The organism is Nonomuraea rubra, from assembly GCF_014207985.1.
In the GTDB taxonomy this organism is placed as follows: Bacteria; Actinomycetota; Actinomycetes; order Streptosporangiales; family Streptosporangiaceae; genus Nonomuraea; species Nonomuraea rubra.
Genome location: NZ_JACHMI010000001.1, coordinates 1,592,009 through 1,612,314, shown reverse-complemented (window position 1 = coordinate 1,612,314; position 20,306 = coordinate 1,592,009). Strand labels below are relative to the sequence as shown.

Annotated in this window: 21 protein-coding genes and 1 tRNA gene; 13 read left to right on the top strand and 9 right to left on the bottom strand. The window is 70.9% G+C overall.

Annotated features, from left to right (window positions below; genetic code table 11):
- Positions 1 to 15 precede the first annotated feature (15 nt).
- Positions 16 to 510 (top strand): hypothetical protein, encoded by a 495-nt coding sequence (locus tag HD593_RS07510; RefSeq protein ID WP_185101470.1) that lies wholly within the window; start codon positions 16 to 18, stop codon positions 508 to 510.
- Here the strand turns inward: HD593_RS07510 and HD593_RS07505 are convergent.
- From HD593_RS07505 to HD593_RS07495, 3 genes are all read right to left on the bottom strand, one after another.
- Positions 491 to 2,047, bottom strand: coding sequence for an MFS transporter (locus HD593_RS07505; protein ID WP_281402573.1), 1,557 nt, complete (start codon positions 2,045 to 2,047; stop codon positions 491 to 493). The two genes, HD593_RS07510 and HD593_RS07505, sit on opposite strands and share 20 nt — an antisense overlap.
- Positions 2,034 to 2,363: an SEC-C metal-binding domain-containing protein gene (locus HD593_RS65005; RefSeq protein ID WP_425262871.1), complete on the bottom strand. Its 330-nt coding sequence runs from the start codon at positions 2,361 to 2,363 to the stop codon at positions 2,034 to 2,036. Before HD593_RS65005 ends, HD593_RS07505 begins: the two co-directional genes overlap by 14 nt.
- 147 nt (positions 2,364 to 2,510) lie before the next feature.
- A complete protein-coding gene (locus tag HD593_RS07495) occupies positions 2,511 to 3,206 on the bottom strand; it encodes a class I SAM-dependent methyltransferase (RefSeq protein WP_185101468.1) in 696 nt (231 codons plus the stop codon).
- Between the two features lie 134 nt (positions 3,207 to 3,340).
- Here HD593_RS07495 and HD593_RS07490 point away from each other — a divergent pair, with 134 nt between their 5' ends.
- The 3 genes from HD593_RS07490 (at position 3,341) to HD593_RS07480 (ending at position 7,081) form a co-directional block, all read left to right on the top strand.
- Positions 3,341 to 5,071 (top strand): serine/threonine protein kinase, encoded by a 1,731-nt coding sequence (locus HD593_RS07490; protein WP_185101467.1) that lies wholly within the window; start codon positions 3,341 to 3,343, stop codon positions 5,069 to 5,071.
- The gene (locus HD593_RS60155; protein ID WP_221524645.1) at positions 5,068 to 6,594 is read left to right on the top strand and encodes a serine/threonine protein kinase; all 1,527 of its coding nucleotides are present in this window, start codon (positions 5,068 to 5,070) and stop codon (positions 6,592 to 6,594) included. The genes HD593_RS07490 and HD593_RS60155 overlap by 4 nt, the downstream gene beginning before the upstream one ends.
- A 70-nt stretch (positions 6,595 to 6,664) precedes the next feature.
- Positions 6,665 to 7,081 (top strand): VOC family protein, encoded by a 417-nt coding sequence (locus HD593_RS07480; RefSeq protein WP_185101466.1) that lies wholly within the window; start codon positions 6,665 to 6,667, stop codon positions 7,079 to 7,081.
- On the opposite strand, the gene HD593_RS07475 is transcribed toward HD593_RS07480, so the two are convergent.
- From HD593_RS07475 to HD593_RS07465, 3 genes are all read right to left on the bottom strand, one after another.
- The gene (locus HD593_RS07475; protein WP_185101465.1) at positions 7,061 to 7,906 is read right to left on the bottom strand and encodes an SDR family oxidoreductase; all 846 of its coding nucleotides are present in this window, start codon (positions 7,904 to 7,906) and stop codon (positions 7,061 to 7,063) included. The two genes, HD593_RS07480 and HD593_RS07475, sit on opposite strands and share 21 nt — an antisense overlap.
- A gap of 25 nt (positions 7,907 to 7,931) precedes the next feature.
- A complete protein-coding gene (locus HD593_RS07470; RefSeq protein ID WP_185101464.1) occupies positions 7,932 to 8,573 on the bottom strand; it encodes a hypothetical protein in 642 nt (213 codons plus the stop codon).
- Between the two features lie 69 nt (positions 8,574 to 8,642).
- The gene (locus HD593_RS07465) at positions 8,643 to 9,050 is read right to left on the bottom strand and encodes a RidA family protein (protein ID WP_185101463.1); all 408 of its coding nucleotides are present in this window, start codon (positions 9,048 to 9,050) and stop codon (positions 8,643 to 8,645) included.
- Between the two features lie 108 nt (positions 9,051 to 9,158).
- On the opposite strand from HD593_RS07465, the gene HD593_RS07460 reads away from it, so the two are divergent.
- Positions 9,159 to 9,938 (top strand): hypothetical protein, encoded by a 780-nt coding sequence (locus HD593_RS07460; RefSeq protein ID WP_185101462.1) that lies wholly within the window; start codon positions 9,159 to 9,161, stop codon positions 9,936 to 9,938.
- 138 nt (positions 9,939 to 10,076) lie between these two features.
- Positions 10,077 to 12,425, top strand: a complete 2,349-nt coding sequence (locus HD593_RS07455; RefSeq protein WP_185101461.1) for a right-handed parallel beta-helix repeat-containing protein — start codon at positions 10,077 to 10,079, stop codon at positions 12,423 to 12,425.
- A 155-nt stretch (positions 12,426 to 12,580) separates the two neighbouring features.
- On the opposite strand, the gene HD593_RS07450 is transcribed toward HD593_RS07455, so the two are convergent.
- Positions 12,581 to 12,931: a hypothetical protein gene (locus HD593_RS07450; protein ID WP_185101460.1), complete on the bottom strand. Its 351-nt coding sequence runs from the start codon at positions 12,929 to 12,931 to the stop codon at positions 12,581 to 12,583.
- Here HD593_RS07450 and HD593_RS07445 point away from each other — a divergent pair.
- From HD593_RS07445 to HD593_RS60145, 4 genes are all read left to right on the top strand, one after another.
- A complete protein-coding gene (locus tag HD593_RS07445; RefSeq protein WP_185101459.1) occupies positions 12,930 to 13,334 on the top strand; it encodes a nuclear transport factor 2 family protein in 405 nt (134 codons plus the stop codon). The two genes, HD593_RS07450 and HD593_RS07445, sit on opposite strands and share 2 nt — an antisense overlap.
- Positions 13,331 to 13,831, top strand: a complete 501-nt coding sequence (locus HD593_RS60150) for a nuclear transport factor 2 family protein (RefSeq protein ID WP_221524644.1) — start codon at positions 13,331 to 13,333, stop codon at positions 13,829 to 13,831. Before HD593_RS07445 ends, HD593_RS60150 begins: the two co-directional genes overlap by 4 nt.
- Entirely contained in the window at positions 13,828 to 14,703 is an 876-nt protein-coding gene (locus tag HD593_RS07435; protein WP_185101458.1) for an alpha/beta hydrolase, read from the top strand. Before HD593_RS60150 ends, HD593_RS07435 begins: the two co-directional genes overlap by 4 nt.
- 79 nt (positions 14,704 to 14,782) lie before the next feature.
- Positions 14,783 to 15,892, top strand: a complete 1,110-nt coding sequence (locus HD593_RS60145; RefSeq protein WP_312904430.1) for an NAD(P)H-binding protein — start codon at positions 14,783 to 14,785, stop codon at positions 15,890 to 15,892.
- Between the two features lie 527 nt (positions 15,893 to 16,419).
- On the opposite strand, the gene HD593_RS07425 is transcribed toward HD593_RS60145, so the two are convergent.
- A complete protein-coding gene (locus HD593_RS07425; protein WP_185101457.1) occupies positions 16,420 to 16,992 on the bottom strand; it encodes a dihydrofolate reductase family protein in 573 nt (190 codons plus the stop codon).
- Between the two features lie 68 nt (positions 16,993 to 17,060).
- Between HD593_RS07425 and HD593_RS07420 the strand changes: the two genes are divergently transcribed.
- Positions 17,061 to 17,633 carry a TetR/AcrR family transcriptional regulator gene (locus HD593_RS07420; protein ID WP_185101456.1) on the top strand — a complete coding sequence of 191 codons (573 nt, stop codon included), beginning with the start codon at positions 17,061 to 17,063 and terminating at the stop codon, positions 17,631 to 17,633.
- A gap of 273 nt (positions 17,634 to 17,906) precedes the next feature.
- On the opposite strand, the gene HD593_RS07415 is transcribed toward HD593_RS07420, so the two are convergent.
- Positions 17,907 to 17,983, bottom strand: a tRNA-Lys gene (locus HD593_RS07415).
- A gap of 112 nt (positions 17,984 to 18,095) precedes the next feature.
- Here HD593_RS07415 and HD593_RS07410 point away from each other — a divergent pair.
- Both HD593_RS07410 and HD593_RS07405 read left to right on the top strand, forming a co-directional pair.
- Positions 18,096 to 18,935: an AAA family ATPase gene (locus HD593_RS07410; protein WP_185101455.1), complete on the top strand. Its 840-nt coding sequence runs from the start codon at positions 18,096 to 18,098 to the stop codon at positions 18,933 to 18,935.
- Positions 18,928 to 20,304 carry a vWA domain-containing protein gene (locus tag HD593_RS07405; protein ID WP_185101454.1) on the top strand — a complete coding sequence of 459 codons (1,377 nt, stop codon included), beginning with the start codon at positions 18,928 to 18,930 and terminating at the stop codon, positions 20,302 to 20,304. The genes HD593_RS07410 and HD593_RS07405 overlap by 8 nt, the downstream gene beginning before the upstream one ends.
- Positions 20,305 to 20,306 lie beyond the last annotated feature (2 nt).

Here is a 20,306-nt window from a genome sequence, read left to right as displayed (position 1 = left end):
CAGGAGAACGAGGCCATGCATCTCACGGTTTCCTCCCGTTATGGCGCGGCGCTGGCCGGAGTCGGCGCCGGGGTCGTGCTGCTGGTGGCGGGCTGCGGCGGCACCGGCACGCAGGCGTCATCCCCCACACCCCCGCCCACCACCACCTCCCCCACCCCCACCCCTTCACCCTCGCCGTCCGCCTCCCCTTCACCCTCGCCTTCCTCCTCCCCGGCCCCGAAGGTCACGAAGGCCGCGGACGGGCGGAAGTTGTCGGCGTGCCGGGACCTGCGGTGCGAGGTCGAGGTGAAGGGCGGGGACACGATCCGGTTCGCCGCCAAGTACGACCTCCAGGCGTTCCACGTGCAGCAGATCGCCAAGCAGACGCTGTACTTCGCCACGGCCGACAGCGAGGGCAGCGGGATAAGTGGCTACGTGGGCGGCTCGGGATCCGTCAGCACGGCGGACGCCCACATCGAGATCACGCCGCTGGGCAGCAAGCGCATGATCCTCAAGATCCGCCCGAGGTGACAGCTCCTTCCCCGCCCGCCTTCTTACTCGGACGCGCATCCCCTTCCGCAGCGGATCCCCCCGAACGCGCGACGCCCTCGGCACCGAGCGTGCCCGCACGCGCGGCCCCTTCCGCAACCGGTGTGCCCGGACGTGAACCCCCTGCCTCCGGGCCCTCTGCCACCGGCGTCCCTGCCACCGGCGTCCCTGCCACCGGCGTCCCTGCCACCGGCGTCCCTGCCGCCGGCGTCCCTGCCGCCGGCGTCCGTGCGGCCGGCGTCCGTGCGGCCGGTCGGGGGTCCGCGCGGATGCGCCAGACGGACGGCACCGACAGCGTGGCGACGCTCAGCAGCACGGTGAACACCGCGCACACCACCAGCACGGGCCGGCTGCCGAACGCGGCCGCCGCCGGGCCGGCCAGTGCCATGCCGAGCGGCGCGGCCACCAGCGAGCCGAGCAGCACCACCGACGTCGCCCGCGCCACGAACTCCTCAGGCACGTGCCGCTGGACCACAGTGGTCTGCAACACGTTGTGAACCACGACCTGCAGCCCCGCCGCGGCGCCCGCCACCACCAGCAGCCACAGATCGGCCGGACCGGCCAGCAGCGCCGGGAGCGGCGCCATGAGCAGGAAGAACACCAGAGCCGCCACCATCGGACGCGCGGGACGCCACCGGGCACCGAGCAGCCCTCCGGCCAGCCCGCCCACGGCGTACGCGATGCCGATCGCCGACCAGGCCGGCGCGCCACCCAGCTGCCGGTCGGCGACGTAGGGGCCGAGCACCAGAATCGGCGAGATCACGATCATGTTGCCCAGGGCCACGTGCACGATCCACACCCACAGCCACGTACGCCCGCGCACCTCCGCGAGTCCTCCACCGATGCTCGCCAGCAACCCGCCACCCGACTGCGATCGGCCACCCGACCCCGACCCACCGCTACCCTGCGCCCCCTCGCCCGACTCCGACCCGCCGCTCGGCTGCGGCCGGTCGCTGGTGATCGTGCGCGGCAGTGAGTACAGGTAGAACGCGCTCACCAGGAACGTCAGCGCGTCGATCAGCACCGCCCACCCCGCCCCGACCAGCGCCACCAGCGCCCCTGCCACCCCCAGCGCGACGATCGAGGCGGCGCTGCGGGAGATCGAGATGAGGGAGTTGGCCGCCTGGAGGTGCTCCCTGCCCGCCAGCGAGCCGATGAGCCCCACGGCCGCCGGATTGAAGAACGCCGACCCGGCACCGGCGACGAGCTGCAGCACCACGAGCATCCAGATCTGCGCGGTGCCCGTGATCAGCAGCACCGCCGTGGCGCCGTGCGCCGCGAAGCGGAGCAGGTCGGCGACCAGCATGATGGTACGCCGCGAGAACCGGTCGCCGGCCGCGCCGCCCACCAGGGTCAGCACGATGACGGGCAGCCGGGTGCTGAGCACGACGATCCCGAGGTCCGCCGGGGACCCTGTGAGATGCAGGACGGCGAACGCGAGCGCGAGCGGGGTCAGCGAATCACCGAACGCCGAGGCCGTCTGCCCCAGGTAGTAACGGCGGAAATCACGGATCGCCAGTGGCGAGAAGATCTCGGCGCCCCCTTCCGGCTCGCGGCCCTCCGGCCCGCGCGCCCCCGCGGGAGGGGACGCGGGCCGAGGAAGGCCACCTTGCCAGGCCCCACCGACAGAATCGGCTCACGGCCGGTCGCGAACGCAGGCTCACCGCCGGTCCCGGACGCGGGATCACCGCCAGTCGCGGACGCGGGCTCACGGCCGGTCGCGGACGTAGTAGTGGCCGAGCGTGTCGTCGTACCGGCCGGTGGGGCGGCAGCAGCGGCGGAAAGCGGCGCCCGGAGCCGCAGGGGCACGGGTCGTTGCCGCCGAGCTTCTCGATCAGCTCCTTGTCGCGGCCGATGCTGCGGTCGCCGCGCTTGACCTGCGTCTCGCTAGAGGGAACCCCCGGCGGCGCTTGCTGGTCGGCTCAAAAGGACATCTCGTCGCGGTGCATGGCGGGCCTCCTAGGTCCGTGGTGAACGCCAGGTCACGATAGGCCGCCGGTACGCCGGGACGCGACCGGTTTTTCCTGCGCGTAGTAGGAGTCGACGGCGGGCTGGCCGGTGTAGTTGGGGCCGGCCTGGTCGTCGGCGCCGAGGTAGCGGTAGGGGAGGTCGAGGGTGCGGGGGCCGGTGCAGCGGATTCTCTTCGTACGGGCGTCGTACGTAAGACCCTGCGAGCGGAGGGCGGCGGTGAGGCGGCGGCCGGCCGGAGCGCCGTCCTCCAGCCGGATGCTCGCTGTGTCGAAGTTGGCGACGAAGAGGCCGTCCTCCGCCAGCCAGGTGACGATCCTGGTCAGGAGGGTGAGTTTGTCGCCGATGTAGTGGAGGCCGTGGACGCAGGTGATGAGGTCGAAGGGCTCGTCCGGGTGCCAGGTGGTGGCGGAGGCCGTGATGAGGCGGAGGCGCGGGGGGTCGGGGCGGCAGGCGAAGAAGTCCACGAGGTCCATGCCGACGATCTCGGCGTCCCGGCCGAGGAGGTGGGTGGCCTCGCCGAGGGCGTACGCGGCTCCGCAGCACAGGTCGAGCCAGCGGGCGGGCCCGTTGGTCGCGGTGCGGCGCAGGACGGCCGGGATGTCGAGGCCGAGCTCGCGGTTGTAGCCGGGGAGGCGGCGTTCGCGGTTCATGAGGGTGTTGGCGACCACCGTCGACTGTTCCAGTTCGGCGTCCGTGGTCAGGCGCATTGCTGGCTCCTCGCTGCCGGGGCGCCGGACTGCCGGAGGATTTCGGACAAGTACTCGACTTCACTACAAATCCTGATACGGGTCGCTATCGTACGTAAAGATCCACCGCACCCGTCTCAGGAGTCACTTCTCTCATGGCGCACTCGGAACCGCTGCGGGAGGACGATCCGACGGCGGCAGGACCCTATCGGCTGCTCGGCAGGCTCGGCTCCGGCGGGCAGGGCACCGTCTACCTCGGGCAGGCGCCCGACGGGCGGGCGGTGGCGGTCAAGGTGCTGCGTGAGGGGCAGGCGGGGTTCGGCGAGCGGCTGGCCAAGGAGATCGAGGCGGCCAGGCGGGTGGAGCCGTTCTGCATCGCGCAGGTGCTCGACGCCTCGCTGGGCGGGCCCCGGCCGTACATCGTGACCGAGTACGTCGAAGGGCCGTCACTCCAGCAGGCCGGCCTGCACACGGGGGCGGACCTGCAACGCCTGGCCGTCGCCACGGCCACCGCGCTGGCCGCCATCCACCAGGCGGGCATCGTGCACCGCGACTTCAAGCCCGCGAACGTGCTGCTCGGTCCCGGCGGGCCGCGCGTCATCGACTTCGGCATCGCCAGGGCCCTGGACGATGGCGTCACGCACACCAGCGGTGTCGTGGGGACGCCCGCGTACATGGCGCCCGAGCAGCTCGCCGGGCAGGCCGTGGGTCCGGCGGCGGACGTGTTCGCGTGGGCGTCCGTCATGGTGTGGGCGGGCACGGGGACGCCGCCGTTCGGGCAGGACACGTTGCCCGCGATCATCAACCGGATCCTGCACAACGAACCCCGGCTCGGTGAGCTGGCGCAGCCGCTCCGGTCGATCGTGTACGAGTGCCTGGCCAAGGATCCGCACCGGCGGCCGAGCATGCGCGACGTGCTCCTGCGGCTGCTGAGCGGCCAGAACGCGACTCCTGGACCCGGAACGCCCCATCAGGGACCGGCCTTCGGCCCGGCACCCGGCTCCGGGCCGAGATCCGCGCCGGGTGCGGGCCTGCCGCCTGGACCACACGCGGCGCCCATGCCTGGACCGCACGCTGTGCCGATGCCGGGGCCTCACGCCGGGCCCATGCCGGGGCCTCACGCCGGGCCCATGCCGGGACCGCACGGCGTGCCCATGCCGGGGCCGTACCCAGGGCCGGGGCGGAGCGGCGGGGCGGGGCGGGGGCGGCGGGACTCGCCGCAGGGGGCGCTGGGGCGCGTCGGTGTGCCGGTGGCCGTCGCGGTGGCCGTGGTCATGGTGGTGGCGCTGGTCGGCGGGGTCGTGTGGCTGTCGCCGTGGACGGGCGAGCCGCGCTCCCAGTCGCTCGCCGCCGTCTCCCCCGAAGCGTCCGCGCCCCGAAGCCCGTCGCCCACCTCCACGAAGAAGCCGACGACACCCACCCCCCGCAAGTCCGCGCGCAAGACGCAGAGACCCACGCGCACCCCCACGCCGGAGAGCACCCCGAAGGAGACGACCGCGCCGACGACGGCCGCGAAGAGCCCCACCCCCACCCGGACCACCAAGAAGCCGGTCACCACCGCCAAGGCCAGCATCCTGGAGATCGAGCTGTTCGGCGGCCCCGGCCAGTCGAGCGCCGACGGCTGCTACATGCCGCCGATCCACTTCCAGACCAGGGTGGAATCCACCAAGCCCGGCATCTGGGTCTCCTATGCCTGGGTGGTGGACGGCAAGACCCGCGAGAGCCGCAGGTCCTGGGTCCCCGAGGACGACTACACGGCGTTCGTGACGGCCGGCCAGTACATGCTGGACGCGGGCAGCCACACGATCACCCTGCGCGTCACCTCGCCCTCCGCCACCAGCAAGAGCGTCACGATCGACGTCTGCTCCCTGGACGACTACTCATGACACCCCAGGCCATCGGCCCGTACCGGGTGGTGGAGCAGCTCGGGGAGGGCGGCCAGGGAGTGGTGTACCTGGGCGTGGCCCCCGACGGCACGCGGGTCGCCATCAAGGTGCTGCGTGACGGTGTGGCCGGTGACGGGCGTTTCGCGAAGGAGGTCGCCGCCGCGCGGCGGGTGGAGCCGTTCTGCATCGCGCAGGTGGTGGACGCCTCGCTGGGCGGGCGGCCGTACATCGTGACCGAGTACGTCGAGGGCCCCTCCCTGGCGAAGGCCGGTGTGCACGCCGGGGCGGACCTGCAGCGCCTGGCCGTCGCCACGGCCACCGCGCTGGCGGCCATCCACCGCGCCGGGGTCGTGCACCGCGACTTCAAGCCCGCGAACGTGCTGCTCGGCCGCGACGGGCCGCGCGTCATCGACTTCGGCATCGCGCGGGCCATGGACGACGCGGTGACCCGGACCAGCACGATCGTGGGGACGCCCGCGTACATGGCGCCCGAGCAGTTCCTGGGCGCGCCGGCCGGGCCGGCGGTGGACGTGTTCGCGTGGGGCTCGGTGATGGTGTACGCGGCCACCGGCGCGCCGCCGTTCGGCAACGACTCGCTGCCCGCGGTGCTCAGGAGGATCCAGTACGAGGAGCCGCGCCTGGAGGGCGTGCCGGAGCCGCTGCGGTCGATCGTGCACGCCTGCCTGGCCAAGGACCCCGCCACCCGGCCCGCCATGCAGGACGTCCTCTTCCGCCTCATCGGCGCCCCGGCCCCGAACGGCCCAAGTCAGCCACTTGAGGCGGGCGGTCCCGGCCAGGCGCCCGCCCCGGGCGGTGCCGCGCGTGGCGGCGGCTTCGCCACCGAAGCCACCCGGGAGCCGCCAGCCTGGAACGGCGGGTCGCCCGTCTCCCACGCCCGCACCGGCCCCGTCCGCGGAACCTCCCGAGACCGCCTGATCACCGGGCTCCTGGCCGGTGGCACGGCGGTAGTCGTGACCGGAGGCGCGGCGACGGCATGGTTCCTGCTGCCCGCCTCCCCCGAACCCGGCACCAGCACCGCCGCGATCACCACCACGGACGCCACCCCCACCACCCCTCACCCGGCCGGCAAGGCGAAGAAGTCGGCCAAGCCCCTGAATCCCGCCAAGACCTCGACGCCCCCCACCGTACGCACGAAGACCCCAACCGCCGGGCCCACGACGCCGAGACCGACCACCCCCCGGCCGACCACCACGAAGCAGCCCACCACCGGCGGCGTGCGGTCGGTGGCGTTCACCTACGAGGGCATCAGGCTCGGCGACTGCTGGCGATCCGACACGAACATCTGGGCCAAGGTCACCGCCTCCGGCACCTACAGCTACCGCTGGCTGGTCAACGGCCAGAACCAGGGCAGGCAGCAGGGCACCTCGTCCTCCAAGCCCCTCCTCCCGTCGATCACCTGGAAGCAGGGCGGCACGTACCAGGTGGTGTTCGAGGTCGTCACCCCCAACCCCAGCCGCAAGAGCGTCACGGTCGAGATCTGCGACTTCGACGAGGGCTGGTGACAAGGCGCCCGGCGTACGGACGCGACCTCCCGGGTACTCAAGTGATCACCGACCCCGGAAGGACCCCAGCATGGATCTCCCCCGCTTCCACCTCGCCGTCCCCGTGGACGACCTGGACGCCGCCCGCCACTTCTACGGCGAGCTGATCGGCTGTGCGCAGGGCCGCAGCTCCGACCGCTGGATCGACTGGAACCTGCACGGCCACCAGTTCGTCACCCACCTCGCCCCGGCACGCGCCGAGCGGGTGCACAACCCGGTGGACGGCCACGACGTGCCGGTCCCGCACTTCGGGCTGATCCTGACAATTCCGGAATTCCACAAACTGGCCGACCGGTTCCGCGAGGCGGGCACCGCGTTCGTCATCGAGCCGTACCTGCGCTTCGAGGGCCTGCCCGGCGAGCAGTGGACGATGTTCCTGCTGGACCCGGCGGGGAACGCGCTGGAGTTCAAGGCGTTCGCCGACGATTCACAGGTGTTCGCGGTCTAGGAGTTCCGCCAGGCTGGTGGCCGGATGCCCGGTGAGTGCGGGGATATCGCCGGTGACCCCTTCGAGCTCCCCTGCCGCGATCGCCAGGTACGTCGACACCCACGCCTCCACCTGCCATCCGGGCGCGCCGAAGATCTCCCGGGACGCGTACGCCTCCGGCACCGTCTCGGCGTGATAGGTGACGTCCCGCCCGGTCGCCGCGCCGATCGTGGCGGCGACCTCGTCCAGCGTCAACGCCTGCGGCCCGGTCAGGTGGTAGGTGACCCCTTCGTGCTCCTTCGGCCCCAGCAGCACGCCGGCCGCCGCCTCCGCGATGTCGTCCTGCGCCACGGCCGCCACCCGGCCCTGCCCGGCCGGTCCCCTGATCACGCCGTCGTTGCCCGCCATGCCGGGCAGGAAGTCGGCGTACAGGTTGTCGCGCAGGAAGGTGAAGGTCAGGCCGCTCTCGCGGATGTACTGCTCGGTCGCCCAGTGGTCGCGTGCCAGCGTGAACGTCGCCTCAGGGGACGCGCCGTAGAACGAGACGTACACGAGATGGGAGACGCGGGCGTCGCGGGCGGCGTCCACGAACGTACGGTGCTGGCCGAGGCGGTCGGCGCTCTCCGACGCCGACACGAACAGCACGGTCGAGGCCCCGTCGAGCGCCTGCCGCATCGCCGCGCGATCCCCGTACGAGGCGTCGGCGGCCGTGGCGCGGTCGAGGCGCGGGGCGCGCCCGGTGGCGTGCCGGGAGACGAGCCGCTGCTCGGCACCGGCGGCGGCGAGCAGCGCGGCGACCCGGCCGCCCAGCCGCCCGGTGGCGCCGGTGGTGACGATGAACGACATAACGGCACCCTAGCCGGGGCACCACTCAGAGCCCGAATGCCGCGCGCGTCCAGCGGTACTGGGCGTCCAGGAGCTCGCCCAGCAGGTCGTAGAGCGTTCCCTCGGGGGACTCGCCCACCCGTTCGGGGCGGGCGTGCTCGCCGGACGGGCACCGCTCGGCCAGGAGGATCACGCGGCTGTCCGCCCGGTCAACCCCCAGCCCCACCAGCGCCTCCCGCGCGCCCGCGCACGCCTCCGCGTCGCCCTCGCGGTAGTAGCCCTCGGCGAGGTTCTCCCACAGGGCGCGGGCGGGCGCGCTCTGCTCGGGGCTGAAGGCCCGGCCCGCGAAGACGACCACCATGGCGTCCACCCGCAGCACCGCCGCGCTGCGCCGGTGCACGTCGTCGTACGTGCCCTCGGGCGGCACCGGCTGCGCCCGCAACGACTCGGCGAGGAAGCGCAGCACGGTGCCGAGGTCGTGCTCCGCCACCCTGGGGTCCATCTCGTACTCGATGAACCCGGCCAGGGGGAACGGCGGATCGGGCAGCGTGTTGTAACCGAGGAAGAGCCTGGGCAGGCCGGGCGCCTCGCCGGGGTCGAGCGGTGCCGTCAGCGCTCCGTGCGCCACCCTGCCGAGCGCGCCGCACCCGTGATCGGGCAGACCGTCGGCCGACCGAAACATACTCATGAGCGTAGTGTGGCAGCCGCATTACTCACCGTATAGAGACGCCTGCGAAACTGCGATCGGCAGGAGCGGTCACGAGGGGGCGATCACCGCCACCGCCTCGACCTCGACGAGCTGGTCGCTGTAGCCGAGCACGGTGACGCCGAGCAGCGTGCTCGGGACGTCGTGCTCCCCCATGTACTCCCGGTACACCTGCCACGCCTTCACCAGGTCTTCCTGGCGGGTGGAGGCCACGTACACGGTGGTCTTGACGAGGTCGGTCAGCGAGGCGCCGGCGCCTTCGAGTGCCGTGACGAGGTTGCGCATCACCTGGTGCGCCTGGCCTGCGTAGTCGCCTACGGCGACCGTCTTGCCGTCGAGGTCGAGGGGGCAGGCGCCCGCGACCCAGATCGAGCGTACGGGGGCGTCCACGGTGGCGGCATATGCGTACTCGACCTGTGCGAGCTGGTCGTTGCGGATGAGTCGAACACCTGATGTCATGGCTGTTCTTCCTATCACTCAGCAAGCTGGGAAGCTTCCGGTTTTTTCGCCACTTACGCCGGCGCCGATACCATCCTTGATGCACCCCCAGCCCGAGGGAGAGCCGCCGTGCGTGTCCACCTGGCCGCCTTAGCCGCCGCCACGATCCTCCCGTTCGCCGCCTCACCCGCCGAGGCGGCCGCCACCGTGGTGTACGAGTGCACCACCACGGCCACGAGCGAGAAGCAGGAGGTCAGCCTCGACGTCGAGCTGACCGTGCCCGCGCAGGCCACCGTGGACCAGCAGCTGACGATCGGGTGGAGCGGCGCGTTCGTCACGGGCAAGGAGCTGGTGGCCCCCGCCACGGGCATGGAGGGCGAGCTCAAGATGTACGTGTACGCCGGCATCAGCGGCATCGACGACCTGACCTCGGCCACCGGCGTCGCCGACCTCGGCATGGTCATCCCCGGCGAGCCCGTCGCGATCCCCCCGACGGCCACGATGACGACCACCCCCCGCAAGCCCGGCAGCGGCACGGTGCACGCGGCCTCCATCAACTTCGGCCTGACGCCCCAGGACCGCCTCGTCGAGTGCGTGGTGAAGGGTTCGGCCACGGAGTACCCGCTCACCGTCACCGGCGCCGACGGCTCGACCCCCTCCGACAGCACGACCCCGACAGGCAGCACGACCCCGACCGACAGCACCACCCCGGAGGACGACGGCTCGGACGGGAACGAGCCGGACAGCACGCCCACGACCACCTCCAGCGACATCCCGTCCGGCGGCGTCGACACCGGTGCCGGCGGGATGGCGGGCCCTGACGGCCGGGCCCTGATGCTGACCGGCCTCGTGGTCATGCTCGCCGCCATCGTGGGTCTCCGCCTGCGCAGGCCCCGCTCCCGGGCGTAAGGAGCCCCACCGCGCCCCTGCGGCGTGCACTGGTCAAACCATTGAACTCTGGCGTCTCCGGCATTACGGTGCCACAGAAGCGACTTTCCGCCTGTCTGTAATATTGTATCGATTGCCACTGACGAGGTCTGCCCCAGCATGCCAAGAAAAGCGATGATCCCCCTGCTGGCAGCGGCTCTGACGGCCGGCGTCAGCACGTACCCGGCCGCCGCCGCCCCACCCGCCAAGAACATCGTGTACGTCGCCAAGACCGGCGACGACCAGGCGACCGGGACGGAGAAGGACCCGTTCGCCACGATTGAACGCGCCCGCGACGCGCTCGCGGGCAGGACCAGCGCGCGCAACCCCGGCACCGTCTACATCCGCGAGGGCGTGTACCAGACGTCCAGGACGATCGAGGTGACCGGCGCGGCCCAGTCGTACGTCACCTACGCCGCCTACCCCGGCGAGCAGGTGGAGCTGGCCGGGGTCACCACGCTCGCCCCGGACCGGTTCCGCAGGCTCGGTGACGTCCCGGCGGGCGAGGCCAAGTGGTCGTCGAAGTCCCGCGTCCCGGCCGCCGCCGCGCCCAGCGTCTTCGTGTACGACTTAGGCGCGGAGAACATCCCCGCCGGAACGCTCAACAAGAACGGCTTCAACTGGAAGCCGCAGCCCTACGCCCCCGCCCTGATCACCGACGACGTCACGCAGACGCTCGCGCAGTACCCCAACGGTGACGCGAAGCTCGGCCGCGACCACCTCACCGTGAAGGAAGCCCCCAAGGGCGCCCGCGACTACTTCTCGGACAAGACCGCCGACGGCACGACCATGCCGTACGAGGAGATGCTCAAGCTCCCCGGCCCCGTCTACACGGTCAAGGACCCCGAGCTGGCCGCCCGCTACGAGAAGTGGGCCGGCACCGACCACACCACCGCGGAGACCGACGGCTGGCTGTCCGGATATTTCGGCAACAACTACGCCAACGACCGCCTGCGCATCGACGCGGTCGGCGGCGGCGACATCAGGACCGGCTACCCGACCATGTACGTCGCCACCGACAAGTGGTCGTCGTTCGTGGCCCAGAACGTGCTGAGCGAGCTGGACGCCGAGGGCGAGTACTACATCGACCGCCACCAGGGCCACAACACGCTCTACTACTACCCGCCCGGCGGCACCGTCGAGGGCAAGGAGATCAGCCTCACCTCCTTCGACGCCCCGTTCTTCGAGCTGGAGAACGTCAGGAACGTCACCCTCAAGGGCCTGAAGCTGAACGGCACGACGGGCACCGGCGTGCGCCTGCTGGACGCGGAGTCGTGCACCATCGACGGCCTGGAGATCCTCAACGTCAGCATGGACGCGGTCGCGATCGGCCAGGCCAACGACGCCATCACGGCCATCGCCGAGTACCGCACCAGCCGCGGCGGCCACCGCAACCGCGTGGTCGACAGCAGGCTGCACGACCTGGGCGGCGGCGGCGTCTTCACGGCCGGAGGCGACCGCGACTCGCTCGAACGCGGCGGCCACGTGGTCGAGCACAACGAGATCTACGACTTCTCGAAGCTGGCCACGTACACGCCGGCGGGGTACATGTACGGCGTCGGCAACACCTTCCGCCGCAACCACGTCCATGACGCGCCGCACATGGCGATCCAGATCATGGGCAACGACATGGAGATCAGCCACAACAGGTTCGAGCGGCTGGTGACGCACGCCTCCGACCAGGGCGTGATCTACTCGGGCCGCGACTACACGTATCTGAACAACGTGGTGGCGTACAACCTGTTCAAGGACATCGGCGCGGACGGCAACCAGGCCATCTACATGGACGACGGGATGACCGGCATGGTCGTCCACCACAACGTCTTCGACAACGTCCAGCACGGCCTGTTCTACCAGTCCGGTCACAGCAACGTCGCCTCGGACAACGTGTTCAAGGACGTCAAGTACCTCGGCCACGACAAGCTCTACCACGAGGGCGGCAAGCGGCTTCCCGTGGCGAACCAGAAGGTCGTGGTCGAGCGCTTCAACGACATGCTGAAGGCCGGCGACGGCACCGGCTTCACCAACACCCGCGAGAACATCGACAGGTGGTACCGCCGCTACGGCAAGCAGTACCCGAACATCCGCGACTGGTACGTCCCGGCCGACTCCCAGGGCCGGCCGTGCACGGCGGTCGGCACCACGGAGTGCACCGACGAGTACGTCTGGAGCAACCCGAACTCCGTCTACGTCCCCGCGAACAACGTGCTGACGCGGTCGGTGAGCATCGGCACGGGCGACTTCGCCTACACCGACGACGCGGGCGGGCTGAGCAACCAGACCTTCAACCCGGACTTCGACTCCTACAACGTCAAGCGGGCCACTCCCGCCGAGTTCGCCTTCGACCCGGCCACGGGCAGGTTCGACGCGCGGGCCACGCCGCTCAACGACGCGGAGGGCTTCGGGCGCACGTGGGTGAAGGAGTGGAACAGGAACTTCGGCCTGGAGGGGATCGGGCCGCGGAAGTGAGCTGAAAGACGTCGGGCACCCTCGCCGAGGGTGCCCGATCGTGAAGTGCGCCGCCAGGGACTCGAACCCCGGACCCGCTGATCAAGAGTGGCTCTCGTGTCGGATGCTCACGGAATGTGCCCGACGGTAATGACGAGCCTTGCCGCGGCCCACCGTTAAGAACGTGCCCACGCCGTTGGCGTGCGGTAAGCGCTGAACAGGTCCTCCCACCCAGTCCTGCGCGAAGTGTTCACGCTGCCCAGAATCGAGCGGCGCCGCGTGATCGCCGGCACGTGGATCGCGATCCGACCCCGCCCTCGGGGCTCGTACGCGTCGCTGTGCGGGTCGCTGCCGGCGGCCGCGGGCGTGCTCGCCACCGCCGTGCCGGTGTGCGGGGTGGTGAGCTCGGCGGTCAGCCGAGCGAGCTGGTCGACGTCGGGGGCAGGCGACGCTGCAGGCACCTGCAGCCGGCGCTGCAACTTTTCCCTCTCCCAGCCGGCGAACGAGGCCGACATTCTTGGCCGCATGGAACGATTCGACGTCATCGACACCTGTGTCAGGATGGCTTGGCACGCCGATCAGCGGCAGTGGGCCGAGCTGGCCGAGGTGTTCGCCGACAAGGTGACCCTGGACTACACCAGCCTCGACGGGGGCGAGCCCGTCACGCTCACCCCGGCGCAGATCATCGACGGCTGGCAGGCCGTGCTCGGCGGCTACGCGGCCACCCAGCACCTGCTGGGCTACCCCCTGGTCGCCCTCGACGGCGACACCGCGTCGTGCACCGCCCCCTTCCAGGCCACCCATCTCAAGAGCGATGACACCTCATGGACGCTGGGCGGCACGTACCGCTTCGAGCTGGCCCGCACCGACGACAGCTGGCGGATCACCGCGGTCGTGATGATCGCGGGCTGGAACGACGGCGTCCGATGAAGACGGGTCTCGCCATCGCAGGTACGGCGGCGGCCGTCCTGGCCGCGGGCGTGATCGTGGTCGTGGCCGGCGGCGGCTTCCCGCGTGCGGGCGCCGGAGCGACCGCGGACGGCGGCGACTTGCCGGCCGCGGACACCACCGGCTCCACCCGGCCACTGCCCCCACCGGCCGCCTCGACCGGTTCGCTGGCCCCGGCGGCGCGGCGCTACCTGGACGCGGCGGCGGCCGGGGACGCCGACGCGCTGGCCGCCGCCTTCGCGCCCGACGGCCTGGTCATCGACGTCGGCAGGGAGATCCGCGGTCGCGACGCCATCCGCCGGTGGGCGGCCGGCGAGGTCATCGGGGGCGTGTACGAGCTGCTCGGCCACACGTCGCGCGCGGGCGGCGTAAGCATGCTGGTCCACTTCCAGCCCGGAGGCGTGGGCGGTTTCCGCGCGAACTACCACTTCGACATCACCGATGGACTGATCACCAGAGCGACCTTGGAGTACGCGTGAACGTGAGTTTCGACAGCGACGGCGTCACCCTCGCGGGCAACCTGTTCCTGCCCGAAGGGGTGGAGCGGGCGCCGGGCGTGGTGGTGGCGGGCACCTGGACCAGCGTCAAGGAGCTGATGGCCGACCGTTACGCCCAACGCCTGGCCGAACGCGGCTTCGCGGCGCTGTCGTTCGACTTCACCGGCTTCGGCGCATCGGGCGGCGAGCCGCGGGAGGTGGAGAACCCGGCGCGCAAGGTCCGCGACATCCGCCACGCGGCCGGCTTCCTGGCCGCCCATCCGGCCGTCGAGGGCGACGGGGTGGGTGCTCTGGGCATCTGCGCGGCCGCGATGTACATGGCCGACGCCGCCGCCCACGATCCCCTCATCACCTCGCTGGCGCTGGTGGCGCCCTGGCTGCACGACGCCGCCATCTGCGAGGCCGCCTACGGGGGCACGGAGGCGGTGGCCGGGAAAATCAAGATCGGGCGGGAGGCTCGTTCACGCTACGACGAGACCGGCGAGATCGACTACGTGCCGGTGGTGAGCGCCACGGACCCCCGCGCGGCCATGCCGTACGCCATCGACTTCTACCTCAACCCCGCCCGCGGGGGCATCCCGGCCTGGCCCAACCGGTTCGCGGTGATGGCCTGGCCGGACTGGCTCACCTACGACTCCATCGCGCTGGCCCCGCGGATCACCCGGCCCACCCTGCTCGTGCACAGCCAGGACGCCGCGATCCCCGACGGCGCGCGCCGCTTCCACGCCGGGCTGGCCGGGCCCAAGGACATCCTGTGGACCCAGGGCACCCAGTTCGACTTCTACGACCAGGAGCCGCAGGTGACGGTCTCGGCCGACACCGTGGCCGCGCACTTCCGCAGGACGCTGCGGTGATTCTCGTCACCGGAGCCACCGGGAACGTCGGCCGCGAGGTGGTCGCGGAGCTCACCGCGGCCGGCGCCCCGTTCGCGCCCTGTCGCGGACCGCCGGAACCGACCTGAACGAACCCGCCTCGCTGCGTCCCGCGCTGGACGGGGTACGAGCGGTGTTCCTGCTGCCCGGCTATCGCGATATGCGAGGGCTGGCCGCCGAGTTCGCCAGGGCCGGCGTCGAGCGGGTGGTGCTGTTGTCCGGTCAGGCCGCCGTGGCCACCGACACCGGCAACGCCATCTCGGCCTACATGATCGACTCTGAGACGGCCGTCCGCGAGTCCGGCCTGGCCTGGACGTTCCTGCCGCCGGCCGCCTTCATGTCCACCACCCTGCGCTGGCTGCCTCAGCTGCGGACGGGCGACGTCGTGCGTGACGCCTTCGGCGACGTGCCGATCGCCGGCATCGACCCGGCCGACATCGCGGCGGTGGGCGCCAGGGCGCTGCTGGAGCCAGGGCACGAGGGACGCGCCTACTCCCTCAGCGGACCCGAGACACTGTTGCCCGCCGACCGCCTCCGTATCCTCGGTCGTGAGGGCGTTCTTCAGCTTCTACCGCGACCACACCATTGGATCGGCAAGACCGGTGGCCGCTTCCTGCAGGAGACCACCGAAGGCACCCTCGGCGGCAAGCCGTACTACCGCCTGGGCGTCCTCGGCTTCTCCAACATCGACCGTCGCTACGAATGGACGACCTTCGACAACGTCACCCCGACCGCCATGACCTACCGAGGCGACCCGATCAAGGGCAAGGCCACGAAACTGTCCATCCCGGGCGAATTCACCGACCCCGGCATCCTGGGCCCGAAATACCAGGGCAAGTCCATCCCGATGCGCACTGTCATCACGAGGTCTGCGTCTCTTGCGCGTCCGGGTGGTTCAGGCCGGCCGGTAGGCCAGGTCGGCGACGCCGGTGGTGAACACGGCGGAGCCGGTGAGTTCGAGGGGGGCACCGGGCCGGTGTCCCCGGCGAAGAGCTGCCGCCCGCTGCTGCTGCTTGAGGCCGGCCAGGGTGTCGACGACGTCGCTCTTGATGAGGGCCGAGTTGTTCCACTTGGCCGGCCGGTTCGCCTGTCTGATGCGGCCAGACTGCGGCGAAGGCCTCATAGGTGGCCCGTCCCAGCAGTACGGACAGTTCTGTGGCCTGCCGCATGAGCGACTTCGCGCTCCGCCCGCAGATCACCGATGGCGCACTCATGGTCGGCATCGGCCCGCACCCCTCCCCCGGCCTCATCATCGAACGGCTGGCTACGGAGCTGAGTCGCCCAAGATGCCGAGCCACCGTCACTCGAACTTCGATGAGAATCGCTCAACCTTCACTGCGATGGGACATCCGAGGTCTTGGGGCCACTGAACGGGCACTCCGTCAGGCCGATCGGCTGCATGATCATCGGCGCCGTAGCTCGGGTCGGGACCGGTGTTCCCGCACCCTTCTCGGGCGGCTGACGCACCCTCAAGGCGTTCGATGTCGTGCCGGCCGTTCAATACCCGCTGCGGCGAGGGGCGGCGGTGGGGCGGCGGGAGGGATTGGTCCGGCCCGTGGGCTTGAGATCGCGCGCCGGGTGTTCGTGCTGGTGCGGCGATCGGGTCTGGCGGCCGTACCTGGCCTGGTTGATCGAGGCTGGGAGTTTGATATGCATGCTTCTCCTTGTGGTTCTACGCCGTGGTTCTACGCCGTGGCTCTAAGCCCTGGTGAGCCAGGTGACCTGGGCGCCGTTGTCGAAGGACTCGCGCCGGGTGGGGGTGAACAGGGTCGGCTGGAACCGCCCGGAGAACATGGGGATGCCCGCGCCCGCCACCACGGGGTAGCTCTTGAGGATGATCTCGTCGATCTCCGGGAGCAGCGAGGCGGCCAGCTTGCCGCCGCCGCACAGGTAGATGTCCATGCCGGTGTCCTCGGCCTTGAGCCGCCGGACGAGCTCGGCCGGGTCGCCGGCCTCCACCCGCACCGTGGGGTCGTCGATGGTCAGCGTGCTGGAGACGACGTACTGGCGCAGGTGGGAGTACGGGCTGGTGGTGGGGACGTCCAGGGCGGGCTCGTAGGTGCCGCGGCCCATCACCAGGGTGTCGAAGACCTGGTTGGGCACGCCGTCGAGGCCCACGAGCTTGCGGATGTGGGTGGGCAGCGTCTCGGGGTAACGCGCGTTGATCCAGGCGGCCATCTGGTCCGACAGGGGGTAGAAGTCGAACTCGGCGTTGGGGCCGGCGATGTAGCCGTCGAGCGAGACACCGACGTAGTAGACAAGCTTTCGCATACGAACTCCTGATGTAGTACTCTGCTTGGAGTGGTCTGAACGTAGTACTACAAGCGGAGTGGTGTCAAGTGCGGAGAAATCCCGAACGGCGGCAGGCGCTGATCGACGCGGCCATCGAGGTGCTGGCCAGGGAAGGAGCCAGAGGGCTGACCTTCCGGGCCGTCGACACGGAGGCGGCCGTGCCCCCGGGCACGGCCTCCAACTACTTTGCCAACCGCGACGACCTGTTCACCCAGGTCGGCGGGCGGATCTACGAGCGGCTGCTGCCCGACGAGGCCACGATCGCCCGCAACCAGGAGGGCGTGCAGGACCAGACCCGCTACGCCGAGCTCATGCACGAGCTGGTGGACCGGGTCTCCTCCTTCAACTCCGGCTACCTGGCCCTGCTGGAGCTGCGGCTCGAATCCACCCGGCGCCCCGAGCTGCGCGCCGTGCTGACCAAGCGCATCCGCCAGGACATCGACGCCAACATCGGCTACCACGCCGCCTCGGGCCTGCCCGGCGACTCGACCTCGGTGGTGCTCCTCTATCTCGCCCTGAACTGGCTCATCGTGGAACGGCTGACGCTGCCCGGCATCTTCACCGAGCAGGAGATGCACGAGCTGGTGGACGCCGCCGTGCAAAGATCGCTGAATGCCTGACGCGTGAGGCCACCCAACGGTTGCAGAAAACGATCACTCGTCGTGCTCGCGGTCGGGCAGTGGCGGTTGCGCACGGCCCGTGCGCCCGGTCAAGGCCGCCAGAGTCGGCGCGGGCAGCGGCCGCAGGTGACCGAGTGGAAGGTGCCCCGCCGGTGTGAGCCGCGGTGGCGCCATCGAGCAACCAATGCCCCACCTCGGTCTATCCGGAGGCGGGCGCAGGCCCTTCAAAAACCGAGAAGCCCCGGCTCAGCACGCTGAGCCGGGGCTTCTCCATGGTGCGCCGCCAGGGACTCGAACCCCGGACCCGCTGATTAAGAGTCAGCTGCTCTGACCAACTGAGCTAGCGGCGCGCCGACAGAGAGGAATATACCGGTGATCCGCATCCTGGTCGAATCGGTATCCGAGGCACATCACCGGCTAGAATAAAGTTCGGCTCACAGGCTCCGGCAGACAGGATCATGCATGTTCGACTCGCCCGCCGACGTGACGGAGCGGCTCGCCGCCGTGGACTACCTCTCCGACGACGCCATCTCCACCTCGGTGTTCCTGGCCGCCGCGCTCGGCAAGCCGCTGCTGGTCGAGGGCCCGGCGGGCGTCGGCAAGACGCAGCTCGCCAAGGCGGTGGCCATGACCACCGGGGCCGAGCTGATCAGGTTGCAGTGTTACGAGGGGCTCGACGAGGCCAGGGCCCTGTACGAGTGGAACTACAAGAAGCAGCTCCTCAGGATCCAGGCCACCAGCGACGACGACGACATCTTCACCGAGGAGTTCCTGCTGGAGCGGCCCCTGCTGAAGGCCATCAGGGCCGATGGGCCGACCGTGCTGCTCATCGACGAGACCGACAAGGCCGACGTCGAGGTGGAAGGGCTGCTGCTGGAGCTGCTGTCCGACTTCCAGGTGACGATCCCCGAGCTGGGCACGATCGCCGCCACGCGCAGGCCGTACGTGGTGCTGACCTCCAACGCCACCCGCGAGCTGTCGGAGGCGCTCAAGCGGCGCTGCCTCTACCTGCACATCGAGTACCCCACCCCGGAACGCGAGCGGGACATCGTGCTGGCCCAGGTGCCCGGCCTCCGGGCCGAGCTGGCCGAGCAGCTCGCCAGGACGGTGGCGACGCTGCGGGCGCTGGAGCTGAAGAAGGCGCCGTCCGTGGCCGAGACCGTCGACTGGGCCAACACGCTGCTGGCGCTGGGGCGGGAGGAGCTGGACGAGGCGACCGTGGCCGGGACGCTGGGCGTGGTGCTCAAGCACGCCTCCGACCACGAGCGGGCGGCCAAGGAGCTGGGGCTCCCGGATGCCTGAGCCGCGGGGGTCGCTCGTCGACCGGCATGTCGGGTTCGTGCACGCGCTGCGGGCGGCCGGGGTGCCGGTGTCGGTCGCCGAGGGTCTGGACGCGGCCGGCGCGATGCGTGTGATCGAGCTGGCCGACCGCGAGTCGCTGCGGGCCGCGTACGCGGCGACGCTGGTGAAGAAGCCGGCGTACCGGCCGGGGTTCGACGTGCTGTTCGACCTGTGGTTCCCGGCCAGCACGACCGGGCTGGCGGCCGTCCGCACGGACAGCCGGATCGATCCGGCGACGGCCGAGCTCAAGGAGCTGCGCGAGCACCTCGCCGGCCTGCTCACCAGCTCCACCGACCAGGAGCTGCGCGAGTTCGCCCAGGCCATGGTGGAGCGGTTCGGCAGGCAGGAGGCGGGGCCCGGCCGGCAGAACTGGTTCTCCTACAGCGTCATGCGCGCGCTGTCGCCCGAGACGCTGATGGCCTCCATCCTGCGCAACGTCCTCCAGGGCCGCGAGCGCGGCGGGCTGGCGGAGAAGACCGTGCGCCAGCAGGTCAACACCGGGATCAGGCGCTTCGAGGACGCCGTGGCCACGGACGTGCGCCGCCGCATCGCCGAGGAGTCGGGGATCGAACGGATCGCCCGTTCCGCCGTGCGCCCGCCGCTCGACCAGATCGACTTCCTGCGCATCACCAAGGCCGACCTGGCCAGGCTGCGCAGGGAGGTGTACCCGCTGGCCAGGCGGCTGGCCGCGCGCCTGACGATCAAGCATCGCAAGGGCAGGCGGGGCAGGCTCGACTTCCGCAAGACCATGCGGGCCTCGCTGCAGAGCGGCGGCGTGCCGCTGACCACCCACTTCAAGCCGCCCCGCCCGCACAAGCCGGAGCTGGTCATCCTCTGCGACACCAGCGACTCGGTCTCGTCGTTCGCGCACTTCACGCTGCTGCTGACGTACGCGCTGCGCGAGCAGTTCACGAAGGTGCGGGCGTTCGGGTTCGTGGACACGGTGGATGAGATCACCCGGTTCTTCCTGCCGGGCTCGGACGTGGTCGAGGCCATGACCAGGCTGGCGAACGAGGCGGACATGGTGCGCTTCGGCCGTACCAACTACGGGCACAGCCTGGAGCGCTTCGCCGAGCGGTACGCCGACGCGCTCGGCCCGAAGACGTCCCTGCTGATCCTGGGCGACGCCCGCTCCAACTACCAGCCACCCGCCCTGGACGTGCTGAAGTCGCTGGTGTCGAGGACCCGCTCCGCCTACTGGCTCAACCCCGAGCCGCGCCAGCAGTGGGACACGGGCGACTCGGTCGCGAGCGAGTACGGCACGGTCGTCCCCATGTCGGAGTGCCGGAACGTCTCCCAGCTCACCGCGTTCATCGAGACCCTGGCCTGACC